At 76.8% G+C, this 12,183-nt stretch carries 14 protein-coding genes; 8 read left to right on the top strand and 6 right to left on the bottom strand.

Annotated elements, in window-relative coordinates:
• Positions 1-10 precede the first annotated feature (10 nt).
• Positions 11-541, bottom strand: a complete 531-nt coding sequence (locus QFZ62_RS13805) for a molybdopterin-binding protein (RefSeq protein WP_307506775.1) — start codon at positions 539-541, stop codon at positions 11-13.
• Between the two features lie 93 nt (positions 542-634).
• On the opposite strand from QFZ62_RS13805, the gene moaA reads away from it, so the two are divergent.
• Both moaA and QFZ62_RS13795 read left to right on the top strand, forming a co-directional pair.
• On the top strand, positions 635-1,720 hold the full coding sequence (gene moaA / locus QFZ62_RS13800; RefSeq protein ID WP_373425961.1) for a GTP 3',8-cyclase MoaA: 1,086 nt from the start codon (positions 635-637) through the stop codon (positions 1,718-1,720).
• A gap of 1 nt (position 1,721) precedes the next feature.
• The gene (locus tag QFZ62_RS13795; protein WP_307506772.1) at positions 1,722-1,988 is read left to right on the top strand and encodes a MoaD/ThiS family protein; all 267 of its coding nucleotides are present in this window, start codon (positions 1,722-1,724) and stop codon (positions 1,986-1,988) included.
• Here the strand turns inward: QFZ62_RS13795 and QFZ62_RS13790 are convergent.
• Complete coding sequence (locus tag QFZ62_RS13790) at positions 1,939-2,952, bottom strand: GlxA family transcriptional regulator (RefSeq protein ID WP_307506770.1); 1,014 nt, start codon at positions 2,950-2,952, stop codon at positions 1,939-1,941. The two genes, QFZ62_RS13795 and QFZ62_RS13790, sit on opposite strands and share 50 nt — an antisense overlap.
• A gap of 113 nt (positions 2,953-3,065) precedes the next feature.
• On the opposite strand from QFZ62_RS13790, the gene QFZ62_RS13785 reads away from it, so the two are divergent.
• Genes QFZ62_RS13785 through QFZ62_RS13765 form a run of 5 tightly spaced genes read left to right on the top strand, consistent with a single transcriptional unit; the run spans position 3,066 to position 5,295 of the window.
• Positions 3,066-3,719: a DJ-1/PfpI family protein gene (locus tag QFZ62_RS13785; protein ID WP_307506768.1), complete on the top strand. Its 654-nt coding sequence runs from the start codon at positions 3,066-3,068 to the stop codon at positions 3,717-3,719.
• Positions 3,716-4,099, top strand: a complete 384-nt coding sequence (locus QFZ62_RS13780; protein ID WP_307506766.1) for a hypothetical protein — start codon at positions 3,716-3,718, stop codon at positions 4,097-4,099. Before QFZ62_RS13785 ends, QFZ62_RS13780 begins: the two co-directional genes overlap by 4 nt.
• A complete protein-coding gene (locus QFZ62_RS13775) occupies positions 4,096-4,608 on the top strand; it encodes a hypothetical protein (RefSeq protein WP_307506765.1) in 513 nt (170 codons plus the stop codon). Before QFZ62_RS13780 ends, QFZ62_RS13775 begins: the two co-directional genes overlap by 4 nt.
• Entirely contained in the window at positions 4,605-4,928 is a 324-nt protein-coding gene (locus QFZ62_RS13770; RefSeq protein ID WP_307506763.1) for a hypothetical protein, read from the top strand. Before QFZ62_RS13775 ends, QFZ62_RS13770 begins: the two co-directional genes overlap by 4 nt.
• Before the next feature lie 31 nt (positions 4,929-4,959).
• Entirely contained in the window at positions 4,960-5,295 is a 336-nt protein-coding gene (locus QFZ62_RS13765; RefSeq protein ID WP_307506761.1) for a hypothetical protein, read from the top strand.
• Positions 5,296-5,339: 44 nt separating this feature from the next.
• On the opposite strand, the gene QFZ62_RS13760 is transcribed toward QFZ62_RS13765, so the two are convergent.
• Together QFZ62_RS13760 and QFZ62_RS13755 are read right to left on the bottom strand one after the other, a co-directional pair.
• Positions 5,340-6,281, bottom strand: coding sequence for a DUF1648 domain-containing protein (locus tag QFZ62_RS13760; RefSeq protein ID WP_307506759.1), 942 nt, complete (start codon positions 6,279-6,281; stop codon positions 5,340-5,342).
• 17 nt (positions 6,282-6,298) lie between these two features.
• Positions 6,299-6,649, bottom strand: coding sequence for a GntR family transcriptional regulator (locus QFZ62_RS13755; RefSeq protein ID WP_307506757.1), 351 nt, complete (start codon positions 6,647-6,649; stop codon positions 6,299-6,301).
• Between the two features lie 217 nt (positions 6,650-6,866).
• On the opposite strand from QFZ62_RS13755, the gene QFZ62_RS13750 reads away from it, so the two are divergent.
• Positions 6,867-9,047 carry an ATP-binding protein gene (locus QFZ62_RS13750; RefSeq protein WP_307506755.1) on the top strand — a complete coding sequence of 727 codons (2,181 nt, stop codon included), beginning with the start codon at positions 6,867-6,869 and terminating at the stop codon, positions 9,045-9,047.
• Positions 9,048-9,076: 29 nt separating this feature from the next.
• Here the strand turns inward: QFZ62_RS13750 and QFZ62_RS13745 are convergent, their stop codons facing one another.
• Positions 9,077-10,108 (bottom strand): LacI family DNA-binding transcriptional regulator, encoded by a 1,032-nt coding sequence (locus QFZ62_RS13745; protein WP_307506753.1) that lies wholly within the window; start codon positions 10,106-10,108, stop codon positions 9,077-9,079.
• Entirely contained in the window at positions 10,087-12,105 is a 2,019-nt protein-coding gene (locus QFZ62_RS13740) for an aldo/keto reductase (RefSeq protein ID WP_307507823.1), read from the bottom strand. Before QFZ62_RS13740 ends, QFZ62_RS13745 begins: the two co-directional genes overlap by 22 nt.
• Between the last annotated feature and the right edge of the window lie 78 nt (positions 12,106-12,183).

Below are 12,183 nucleotides of genomic sequence, written 5' to 3'. Positions count from 1 at the left end.
CCCGCGCGGGTCACGCCCGCCCGCCCGTGAGCGCGTCCGGCGCGAGCAGCTCGACGCCCACGGCCGTGGCCTTCACGGTCGCGACGGCGGGCGCGCCGACCTCGAGGCCGAGCTCGTCGGCGGCCTCGCGGCTGATGAGCGACACCATCCGGAACGGCCCCGCCTGGATCTCCACCTGCGCCATCACCCCGTCGCGCACGACGCGCGTCACGATGCCGGCCATGCGGTTGCGCGCCGACGCCTGCGGACCGCGGGCGACGGACGCGGCGAGCGCCCCGTCCGCGGCGAGCTCCGTCGCGAGGTGGGCGAGCTGCACGCCGTCGACCTGGATCAGCCGCCCCTCCCCGCGCACGAGGTCGAGTCGGCCGGCATCCGCCCAGCGCCGGAGAGTGTCGTCGCTCACGCCGATGAGCGCGGCGGCCTCGCTCACGCGGTAGCGGAACGGCGCCGGGGCGGGCGCGGCGTCCGCGACCGCCTGGGCGTCCGCCACTTTCTCGGCATCCGCGGCGCGCGACGGCGTGCGGTCCCTCTTCTGCGTCATGGAACGATCCTAGGCACCGCGCCCGCGGCGTGCGCTGATGCGACAGATCAGCCCCGCGTCGGGCCTGCCGCGACGCCGGCGTAGCCTGGTCCCATGAGCACCTCGCTGGGGATGCCGGCGATGCCGCGTCCCGCCGCCGCGCCGGGTCCCGCCCGGCCCGACGACCCGGCGCTCCTCGACGCCCACGGCCGCCGCGCGACCGACCTCCGCATCTCGCTCACCGACCGCTGCAACCTCCGCTGCACCTACTGCATGCCGGCCGAGGGGCTGCCCTTCACGCCCGACCGGCAGGCGCTGCAGCTCGCCGAGATCGAGCGGCTCGTGCGCATCGGCACGCGCGACCTGGGGGTGCGCCAGGTGCGCTTCACGGGCGGCGAGCCGCTGCTCCGCCGCGACCTCATCCAGATCATCGCCGCGTGCGCCGCGCTCCCCGACCGGCCCGAGATCTCCCTCACCACCAACGCGATCGGCCTCTCGTCCCGCGCGCAGGCGCTCGCCGACGCCGGGCTCGACCGGATCAACGTCTCGCTCGACTCCGTGCACGCCGAGACCTTCCGCCTCATCACGCGTCGGCCGTTCCTCGAGCGCGTGCTCGAGGGCATCGACGCGGCGGCGGCCGCCGGGCTCGCGCCCATCAAGATCAACGCGGTGCTCGTGCGCGGCGTCAACGACGACCAGGCCGCGGACCTCCTCGCCTGGGCGGTGCAGGGCGGCCACCAGCTCCGCTTCATCGAGCAGATGCCGCTCGACGCCGACCACGCATGGGACCGGGACGAGATGATCACGGCGGCCGAGATCCGCGCGCGCCTGTCGGAGCGCTTCACGCTCGTGCCCGACGAGGAGCCGCGCGACGGCGCCCCCGCGGAGCTGTGGCGCGTGCACTCCCGCGAGGGCGGCGCGGGCACCGCGATGCTCGGCCGCGTCGGCGTGATCGCGAGCGTCACCGAGCCGTTCTGCGCCGACTGCCGCCGCACGCGCCTCACCGCGACCGGCGGCGTGCGCAGCTGCCTCTTCTCGCACACCGAGACCGACCTGCTCGCGCCGATGCGCGCCGGCGCGTCCGACCGGGAGATCGCGGACCTCTGGCGCCAGGCGATGTGGGCGAAGCCGAAGGGCCACGGCATGGACGACGCCGACTTCATCCAGCCCGCCCGCTCGATGAGCGCGATCGGCGGCTGACGTGATCGTGCCCGTGGAGCTCTTCGCCGCCGCCGCCGCCGCGCTCGGCCGCACGACCGACGAGCTGGACCTCCCCGACGGCGCTGCGCTCGGCGACCTCATGGACGCGCTCGGCGCCCGGGCTGCTGCGTCGGAGGATCCCGCGAACGCCGCCGCCGTCCTCGCCCGCTGCTCCTACCTCGTGGAGGGCGTCGCCACCACCGACCGCGACGCGCCCCTCACCGCGGGCAGCGCGGTGGACGTGCTGCCGCCGTTCTCGGGCGGCTGATCCGACCGGTAGTCCGGGCGCGGAGGACCCTCGCGACCGTCAGCGCCCGCCGGTACCGGCCCGGGGTCGTGCCGACGACGCGGGTGAAGTGCTCGCGGAGGTTCGACGCCGAACCGAGGCCGGACCGCTCCGCCACCTGGTCCACGCCGAGGTCGGTCGTCTCGAGGAGGCGCTGGGCGATGCGGACGCGGGCGCGGATCAGCCAGCGGGTCGGCGGCAGCTTGAGCTCCGCGAGGAAGCGGCGGTTGAGCGTGCGCGTGCTCACCGAGGCGGCCGCGGCGATGTCGGCCACGGTGATCGGCTCCGCCGCGTGCGCGTCGATCCAGCGGAGGGCCGCGGTGAGGCTCGTCGCGCCCAGCGTGTCGTCCTTCACGTACTGCGCCTGGCCGGCCTCGCGGGTGAGCGGGACGACCGCGGCGCGGGCGGCGTCGGCGGCGGCCGCGGCGCCGAAGTCCCGGCCGACGAGGTGCAGGCAGAGGTCGATCCCGGCGGCGGCGCCCGCGGAGGTGAGGATCTGGCCGTTGTCGACGAAGAGCTCGTCCGGCGTCACGTCGACGGCCGGGTGGCGGGCCGCGAGGAGGTCGGCGGCGCGCCAGTGCGTGGTGGCGCGGAGGCCGTCGAGGAGGCCGGTCGCCGCGAGGTCGAACGCGCCGACGCAGATCGACGCGACCCGGGCGCCGCGCCCGGCCGCGCGCCGCACGGCGTCGAGGGCGGCGGCATCCACGGGGGCGGTCGGGTCGTAGCGCCCGGGCACCAGGACGGTGTCGGCACCGTCGAGGGCGTCGAGCCGGTGCGGGACCTGGATCCGCATGGGCCCGGAACCCGCGGACGCCGTCGGCCCCGCGACGCGCACGTCGTAGAGCGGCCGGCCCTGCTCGTCCGCCGCGCGGCCGAGGACCTCGACGGGAGTGGCGAGGTCGAAGGCGATGACGTCATCCAGGGCGAGCACGACGATCCGATGCATGCCGCGAGCTTAGGCGACCGCGTGGCGGGATCCCGGCGGAAGACGGCTGACCCGCCACTCGTGGCCGGGATCACGCGTTCGTAGCGTCGGGAGGGTCAACGGAAGGACACCGTGTGCTCGCCCAGATCATCCTGTTCGACGGGTTCGACCCGCTCGACGTCATCGCGCCCTTCGAGGTGCTCGCCGCCGGATCCGACGCGGCGGGCGGCGTCCTCGACGTGCGCCTCGTCGCCCTCGACGCCCCCGGTCGCGTGGTGAGCGGGACGCGCGGCCTCGCCCTCACGGCGACGCACGTGCTCGACCCCGAGGCGCCCGGCGTCGTGATCCTCCCCGGCGCCTCCGGCCCGGTCGCGGGCGACCCGGACGAGGTGCGGACGATCCCGGTGATCCTCGCCGGGCTCGGCGCCACCGCCCTCCCCGACCTCATGCGGCGCGCGCTCGAGGCGCCGGACGTGATCGTCGCGACCGTGTGCGGCGGCGGCCTGGCGCTCGGGATGGCGGGGCTCCTCGAGGGCCGCACCGCCGTCACCCACCACCTCGGCAACGACGTGCTCGAGGCCACGGGCACGACGGTGGTGCGGGCGCGGGTCGTGGACGACGGCGACCTCGTCTCCTCCGGCGGCGTCACCTCCGGGCTGGACCTCGCGCTGCACCTGCTCGAGCGGGAGCTCGGCCCGCGCATCGCGCACGCGGTCGAGGTGCTGTTCGAGCACGAGCGCCGCGGCACCGTGTGGGCGGCGCGCGGCCTCGAGGCGGTGCCCGCGTGAGCGCGCCCGCCGGATCCCCCGCACCCGTGCCGGAGCGCGGCGCCGCGCACCCGCTGGTCGGCACGTGGGAGCTCGCGATGCGCACGCCGATCGGCACGATGCACGCGACCGTCGCGTTCCTCGACGAGGACGGGACGCTCACCGGCACCGCCCAGGGGACGGACGAGACCGTCCCGCTCCGCGACGTGCGGGCGGCGCCCGCCGACGCCGGGTTCCGGGTGACCTGGTCCCAGACCATCACGACGCCGCTGCGCCTGCACCTCGACTTCGACGTCGTGGTCGAGGGCGACCGGATGGCGGGGCGGTCGCGGGCCGGACGCCTGCCCGGCACGGCCGTGACCGGCACGCGCGTGGCCGCCTCGCGCGTGGCCGCCCGATGATAGAGGGCATCCTCCTGGCGGCGCACGTGGTGGCCGGGATCCTGTTCGTCGGGCCCGTCGCCGTGACGACGAGCATGTTCCCGCGCGTGGTGCCGTCGGAGGTCCCGGCCGCGGAGGCCGCGATGGCCGGGGGCGGGGGCGGCGCCGGTGCCGTCCGCGCGGCCGCCCGGATGCCGGGCCGGCCGCGGGAGAGCGCGCCCGTGGCGGCGACGCTGCACCGGATCACGCGCACGTACGCCGTCGCGGCGCTGGCCGTGCCCGTGCTCGGGCTGGTCCTCGCGGCGGCGCAGGGCCGGTTGACCGAGGTGTGGATCGTCGCGGCGATGGTGCTCACCGCGGTCGCCGGCGGGCTCCTCGCCCTCCGGATCGTGCCGCTGCAGGGCGAGACGCTCACGCGCCCCGCGACCGCGGCCGACCTCCGCGCGCTCCGCTCGCTGACCGGGATCTTCAACCTGCTGTGGGTGACCGTCGTCGTGCTGATGGTCCTCCGGCCGGGGGCGTACGGATGAGGCCGCTGCTGCGCGCGCTCGAGGTGCTGTCGGTGCTGGAGCTCGTGAGCATCGCGGCGCTCTTCGGGAACCTGCTCACGGTCCACGCGCCCGGGGTCGCCTCCGCGCTCGGGCCGGTGCACGGCGCCCTGTACCTGTCCGTCGCCGTCACCGCCCTGCTCGGCCGCGGGCTCCTCGTCCGGACGCGGCTGCTGGCGCTGGTGCCGCTCGTCGGCGGGGCGTTCACGCTCGCGAACGTGCGGCGGGAGCGGGCCCGGCCGGCGCCCGTCGCGGGGGCCGGCGGACCCGCGACGCCCGGATCCGCGGCACCCGCACCGTAGGCGTCGGCCCGCCGACGCGGGAGGCTGGGGCATGAGCGACGGCATCGACCCCACCCGCGTCCGCGACCAGCCCGCGATCCGGAGCGGTCGACGGCGGGCCTGGCTCGTGCCGGCCGGGCTGCTCGCCGCGGTGACGATCGCGCTGCTCGTGGCGGCGCTCGACCTCGAGACGTGGATCCCCGCGGTCGGGATCGCCGCGACCGCGCTGCTCTACGCCGCGATGCTCGTCGTCGCCGGGACGGTGCGGCCCGTCCGCGCGCGGAACGTCGCCCTCGCCTGGCTCATGATCCTCATCGCCGTCGTGGCGCTCGGCTCGCTCCTCCTGCTGCTCGGCGCCGAGCGGGCGGCGGGGGCGGCGGGCGCCTGACCGCCGACCGCCCGTGCGGCGCGAGGCCGCCTGCGTCCGCCCGATCAGGCGGCCCCGCGGGCGGCGACCAGGGTCGCGACGGCAGCCGCCCCGCGCTCAGCGTCGGCGACGGTCACGAGCCGCGCCCGGCCGTTCCGGAGCCGGACGACGAGGCCGGGCCCGGACCGGGTGACGTACGCGACGCCGCGACCCGAGAGCCGCAGGCCCCAGCCGCCCCACTGGCCGGGCGACACGTCCTCCCAGCCGCCCGACTCGATCCGGTCGAGGGGCACGCGCATCACCGGGATCCGGCTCCAGGAGGACGTGACCCGGAGCCCGCGCGCGTCGACCGTGACCTCCACCCGCGCGAGCGCGAGCATCGACAGGCCGGCCACGAGCAGCGGGACGGCGGCCAGCGCCGCGCTCCCCTCGCCCGTCGCCGGGGCCGCGACGGCGACGCCGATCCCCAGGGCCAGGACGGCGGCGCCGACGCCGGCGAACCAGCCGCTGCCCGCGTGCGCGCGCCAGGCGACCCGGGCGGTGGAAGGAACCTTGAGCGGCGCCACGTCGCGGGCGGGGACGGGCGCGGCCCCGCGGATCAGCGCGAGCACGGGGATCGCCGCCGCGAGCGCGCCGACGCCGAGGATCACCGCGGCCCACCACATCGGGAGCGTACCGTCGCCGATCGCGGCGCTGGCCGCGACGGCGATCCACGCGGCGGCCAGGCTGCCCGCGAGCAGGTGCACGACGAGCACCCCCGTCGCCGCGGTGCGCCGGTCCCGGGCCCCGAGGCTCACGACGGCGACCACGACCCCGAGGACGGCGAGGCCGAGCGCGATCGCGAGGAGGACCCACGGCGAGCCCCACCCGTCCGGCTGCCCGTCGGCCGCGAAGTGGATCCCGACGCGACCCGGCAGCGACGGCGCGAGCGCGACCGCCGCCACGACGAGGGCCAGGACGAGGACCACCCCGGGGGCGACGACCGCCACGCGCGTCCGGGTGGTCATGGCTGCGGGGTCGTGCATCATCGTGCTCCCTTGATCATCGTGACGAGGTCGTCGAGGGGGACCCCGAGGGTCTCCGCCTGGTCGCGCAGCTCCTCGACGAGGGTCCGCAGGCGGTCGAACGAGGCGTGGCCGGAACGCAGGACCGTCGCGCCGCGGCCGCGCCGCAGCTCGATGAGGCCGTCGTCCTGGAGGGCGGCGTACGCCCGGAGGACCGTGTGCATGTTGACGTCGACGGCGGCCGCGAGGTCGCGGGCCGACGGCAGCCGCTCCCCGCTCGCGAGCTCCCCGCGCGCGATGGCGTGGCGGATCTGCGTGGCCACCTGCTCGGCGAGCGAGGCACGGGCCGAGGGGTCCACCGTGATCAACATGTTCGCATTCTATGCGAACAATGCTGCGGGCGCCAGGGGCGGCGCGCTCGCGTCCGCCCCCGCCGCGCCCTACCGTGGGGTCATGGAGGACCGCGGGGGGCGGCCCTCCGACGCGCGGCGTCGGAGGCGGGGGTTCCGTCTGCGCCGGGGCGCGGTCGGGCCGGATGCGGCGCGCCTCATCGCGGAGTCGCCCATCCGCGCGGGCGTGGAGCGCGGGATGGTGCGCACGCTGTCGGTCATCGGCCCCCTGCTGGCCCTGCTGTCGCTCCCCGCGCTCGCGGGGGAGGACGCGGACGCCGCCTCGCCCGCCCGGACGGTGGCCCTGTGCCTCGCCGCCCTGATGATCGTGGCGGTGCCGGTGTCGCTCGTGCCGCGCGGCCTGCCCGCGTACCGGAGCCTGCACCTCTCGGCCGTCCTCTACGCGGTGCTCATCGTCCTCGAGCCGCTCCGGATCGCCGGGTCGACGCTCCCCGACGCGGCGCCGTGGCTCGTCGCGCTGTCGTGCATCGGGTTCAGCTGCATCGCGATCGGGGTGGAGGGCCCGCGCCGCGCCCTCGCCGCCTGCTGGGCGTGCGTCCTCCTCGTCGCCGGAATCTACGCGGGCCGCCTGCCGACCGCCGAGCTCGTCGCGCAGGCCGTCGGGCTCGCGGCCCTCGCGGCGGCGCTGGTGCTCGGCGTCCGGGCCCTGCGTGTGCGGGCGAGCCGGGCGGACGCGGCGGAGCGCCGGGCCCGGGCGCTGTTCGAGGGCTCGCGCCGCGGGGCCGCGCTCACCGCCGAGCGCGTGCGCACCGACGCGCTCCTGCACGACACCGTCCTCGCGGCCCTCCTGTCCGCCGCCGGCCGCGACGCGCCCGACCGGGTCGCGCTCATGGCCCGCTCCGCCCTCGACATCGTCTCCGACACGGCGGGCGGCCCCGATGCCCGATCCCGCACCGTGCGGTTCGGGGACGCCGTCGCCGCGGCCGAGCGCGAGATCGCCCCGCTGGAGGGCCTCGCACGGCTCGACCTCTCGCGGGTGTCCACCGTCGAGCTGCCGTCCGCGGCGGCCGACGCGCTCGTCGCCGCCATGATCCAGGCCCTCACCAATAGCGTCGCGCACGCCGACGCCGCGACCGTGCGCACCGCCACGGCCGCGGCGACCCACGACGGCGGGGTGCGGATCCACGTGCGGGACGACGGCTGCGGCTTCGACCCCGCGCACCTCGAGCCGGACCAGCTCGGGGTCCGCGTCTCGATCCTCGAGCGCATGCGACAGGTCGGCGGCGACGCCGACGTCCGGTCCGTGCCGGGCCGCGGCACCACGGTGGTGCTCGAGTGGCGGCCGGACGACGCGCCTCCCCCGGCGGACGCCGCCGGCGCCCCGGCACGCGAGAGCCTCGTCCCCCGGCGGGTGCTGTACGCGACGATGATCGGCCTCGCCATGGGCGCGATCGTCGCCGCCACCCTGGAGGCCGCGCTCGTCTACCAGGCTGTCGGGCCCATGATCGCGGCGGCCCTCGGCCTCACCGCGATGCCCTTCCTCGTCCGCGGGGCGCGCACCGGCCGGATGCGCACGCGCACCGCGTGGACCCTCGCGTCCGTCGGCGGCGGGATCTGCGTGACCGGCACGATCGGGCTCGCCCCCGGCGAGGTCGACTCGGTGACCATCGCCTGGCTCACGTGCGGGGTGCTCGCCGGCTGCGTCCTGGTGTGGATGGCCGGCCACCGCCTGCCGCCGCTCGTGGCCACGGCCTTCCTCGTGACGGCGATCGCCGTCTGGGGCGGCCCCGCGGATGTCGTGCGCCTGGGCCTCGCCGCCGAGATCGTGCTCGTCGCCGCCGGCCTCCTGCTGCACCGGGCGCTCCGCCGTGTGACCGACGCGACGGACCGGGCCGCCGCCACCGAGCGGGAGACCCTGCTCTGGCAGGCCGAGCTCGACGCCTACCAGCTCGAGCGGCAGGACCGGCTGCGCCTGGCGGAGAGCGAGGCCGCGCCCGTGCTCCGCCGGATCGTCGCGCGCGACGGCGAGCTGGACGACGCGTCGCGGGCGGAGTGCGGCGTCCTCGAGCAGACCCTGCGGGACGAGATCCGCGGTCGGCGCCTGCTGAACGACGCCCTGCGCCGGGTCATCCGCGCCCACCGGCGACGGGGCGCGCTCGTGCAGGTGCTCGACGACGGCGGCCTGGACGACGTCGCGCCCGCCGCGCTCGACGTGCTCCTCGACGACGTGGCGGAGCGGCTCCGTCCGGTGCGGTCGAGCCGCATCGTGATCCGGACCGGGGATCCCCAGTCCGACACGGCGGTCACGATCGTCGCGTCCTCGCCCGACGAGACGGCGGCCGCCCTCGGGCTCGACGGCGACGACGCGGTCGATCTCTGGACGACCGTCCCGCGACCGGCACCCCGCGCGACGCGCTGACGGCCGGGAGCCGCACGACCGCGCCGCCCTCAGGCCGACTCGCGGACCACCAGCTGGTGCCGCACCGTGCGCACCACCTCGGTGCCCGAGCGCGGCAGCTCGCCCGCGATCATGGCGACGGCGAGGTCGAGCGCGTGACGGGCGAGCTCGTCGAGGTCCACCGCGAGGGTCGTGAGGGTGGGCGCGAGCAGGCGCCCCAGGGACAGCCCGTCGATGCCGACCACGCGCACCTCGCCCGGCACGTCCACGCCCGCCCGACGGCAGGCGGAGAGGACGCCGAGCGCGCAGACGTCGTTGAAGGCGACGATCGCGTCGGCCGTCCGCGGACGCGCGACGATGCGCTCCGTCGCGGCGGCGGCCGCCTCGGCGGTGGGGGCGGACGCGCGGACGACCGTCGCCTCCATCGACCGGGCCTGGAAGGCGCGGAGGAGGAGCGCCGCGCGGGTGCTCGGCCCTGCGGCGACCGCGGCGTCGAGCACGACCGGGCGGCGCACCCCGGACGCGGCGAGGTGGTCGGCGAGCGCCTCGATCGCCTCGGACGGGTCCAGCTGCACGGCCGCGCGGAGGGGCGCGGCGTGCGGATCCAGCTCCACCACCGGCACGGAGCCGAGCCGGGCGATCCACTCGGCGGCGCGGAACCCGAGCGTGCCGATGACGGCGTCGGTCTGCGCGCCGAGCGCCTCGACCATGCGGTCGGAGTCGGCCGCGAGGCCCACGTCGGCGAGCGAGACGTTCCAGCCGCGGGCCGCGGCGATCCGCACCACGGCGGCCGCGAGCTCGGGCGACCACGGGTTCCGCAGGTCGTCGACGACGAGACCGAGCTGGTGGTCCCCGCCCGTCACGAGGCCTCGGCCGAAGCGCGACGGCCGGTACGCGAGCGCGTCGGCCGCGTCGAGCACGCGCCGCTTGGTGGCCTCGCTGATGCCCGGCATGCCGTTCATCGCGCGCGTCACGGTCTGGCGGGAGACCCCGGCGGCGGCTGCGACGTCGTGGATGGTGGCGCGGCCGGCCGCCTCGCGACCGGCCGCGCCCTCTCCGTTCAGCCCCGGAGGTCCAGCCACGCCACCTGCTCCGGGGTGAGCTCGACCGAGAGGCCGCGCATCGAGGAGCGGACCTCGGAGATCGTGCGCGGGCCGAACAGCGGGAAGGTCGGGAACGGCTGCGCGAGCACGTAGGCGAGCGCGATCGCCGTGGCCTGCACGCCGTGCTCGGCCGCGAGCTCCTCGGCGCGGCGCAGGCGCTCGAAGTTGTCGTCGCCGTAGTAGCAGCGCACGAGCTCCGGGTCGCTCAGGTCGTCCGGGCGGGCGCGGCCCGTGAAGAAGCCGCGGGCCTGCGACGACCACGGCAGCAGCGGCACCTGCCGCTCCTCGAGCCACGCCTTGGAGGCGGGATCCGTGACGTGCACGCATCCGGCCCACGGCACGTCGTACGCCTCGGCCAGGCCGAAGTGGTCGCTCAGCGCCTGGAACCCCGCGCGGCCGTTCGCCTGCGCGTAGGCCTGCGCCTCGTCGAAGCGCTCCGGCGTCCAGTTCGAGACGCCGTAGGAGCGGATCCGCCCCGCGCGCTGGTGCTCGTCCATCACGTCGACGAACTCCCCCACCGGCACGTCGGGGTTGTCGCGGTGCATGAGGTAGATGTCGGCGTAGTCGGTGCCCTGGCGCTCGAGGCTCTCGAGCAGCTGGCTCGTGAGCGACTCCGGGTCGCAGTGCGGGGTGTGGGCGCCCTTGGTGATGACGACGACGTCCTCGCGGATGCCGCGGTTCCGGATCCACCTGCCCAGGCGCCCCTCGAGCACGCCGCCGCCGTAGATGTAGCCGGTGTCGAAGGCGTTGCCGCCCTGCTCGACGAAGTGGTCGAAGATCGCCGACGCGTGCGCGAGGTCGGGCTGGTTGTCGACGCCCATCACGAGCCGGGACATGCGCTTGCCGACGCCGGGGATCTCGCCGTAGAGCATGGGGCTGTCGTCGCGGACGCGCAGCGGGCGGCCGGAGACCGGGGGGATGTCCGCGTCCTCGGACTCGAAGGGGTACCGCAGCTCGAGGGCCGCGCGCCAGCGGTCGAGCGTGCGGGCCGTCGCGAGGGTCTCGTCGAGCGTCATCTGCGCGGCCTCGCCGAGGCCGGCCGCGAGCGCGTCGGTCGTGGCGTCGGCCTCGATCGCGTACGGCTTCGCGTCGGGGAAGGTCAGCGTGCGCGGCTCCTCGCCGACCACGGAGACCACGATCGCGGGCTCGCCGCCGAGGGTCCACGGGTCGGCGAGGTGGATGCGGCCGCGGCTGCCGAGGATGGTGAGCGCCTGCGGCTCCTCGAGGGCGACGCCCGTGCGGAGGGTCGCGGTGATGCCGCCGCGGTAGATCGCCCGCGCGACGGACCACTCGTCGACGCCGGTCGGGCCGACCGTGCCGTCCACCTCGAGGGTCAGGGGCTCGGCGACGGCGATCCCGGTCGCGGCCTGGACGACGGCCGCCGCGGCGGTCACCGTGTAGCCGCCGACGTCGAGGATGCCGCCGCCCGCGGTCGCGGGGTCGTAGAGGCGGCCGGTGCGGGATCCGGTGCGGAAGGAGAACGAGGCGTCGACGTGGGCGACGTCGCCGATGACCCCGTCCCGGAGGAGCTCGAGGAGCGCGGCGGTCTGCGGGTGGAAGCGGTACATGTAGGCCTCGACGAGAGGGAGGCCGGCCTCGCGGGCCGCGTCCACGAGCGCCATCGCGGTCCCGTGGTTGACGGCGAGCGGCTTCTCGCAGAGGACGGCCTTGCCGGCGTCGAGCGCACGGATCACGAGGTCGGCGTGGCCGGTGTGCACCGTGGAGATGTAGACGGCGTGGACGTCCGGATCCGCGAGGACGGCGTCGTAGTCGCCGCCCGTGACGTCGGCGAATCCCTCGCCGGCGGCCTCGGCCGCGAAGGCCTCCGCGCGCTCGGGGCTGGAGCTGCCGGCCGCGACGAGGCGGGCGCCCCGCTCGCTCGCGGGCAGCTGGGAGAGGAAGCGGCGGGCGATGGAGCCCGGGCCGAGGACGGCCCAGCCGGGTACGGTCGGGGTGGTCGGGGTGGGGTCGGTCATGGTGGGGCCCTTCGCGGCGTCGTCGTCGTGAACGTTCACGACGACGCTACGGGATCCGCTCCACGAGGGTCAAGGGCA

Origin of the sequence: Clavibacter sp. B3I6 (assembly GCF_030816895.1) — a bacterium.
GTDB lineage: Bacteria > Actinomycetota > Actinomycetes > Actinomycetales > Microbacteriaceae > Clavibacter.
This window is presented reverse-complemented; position numbering and strand designations above follow the sequence as displayed.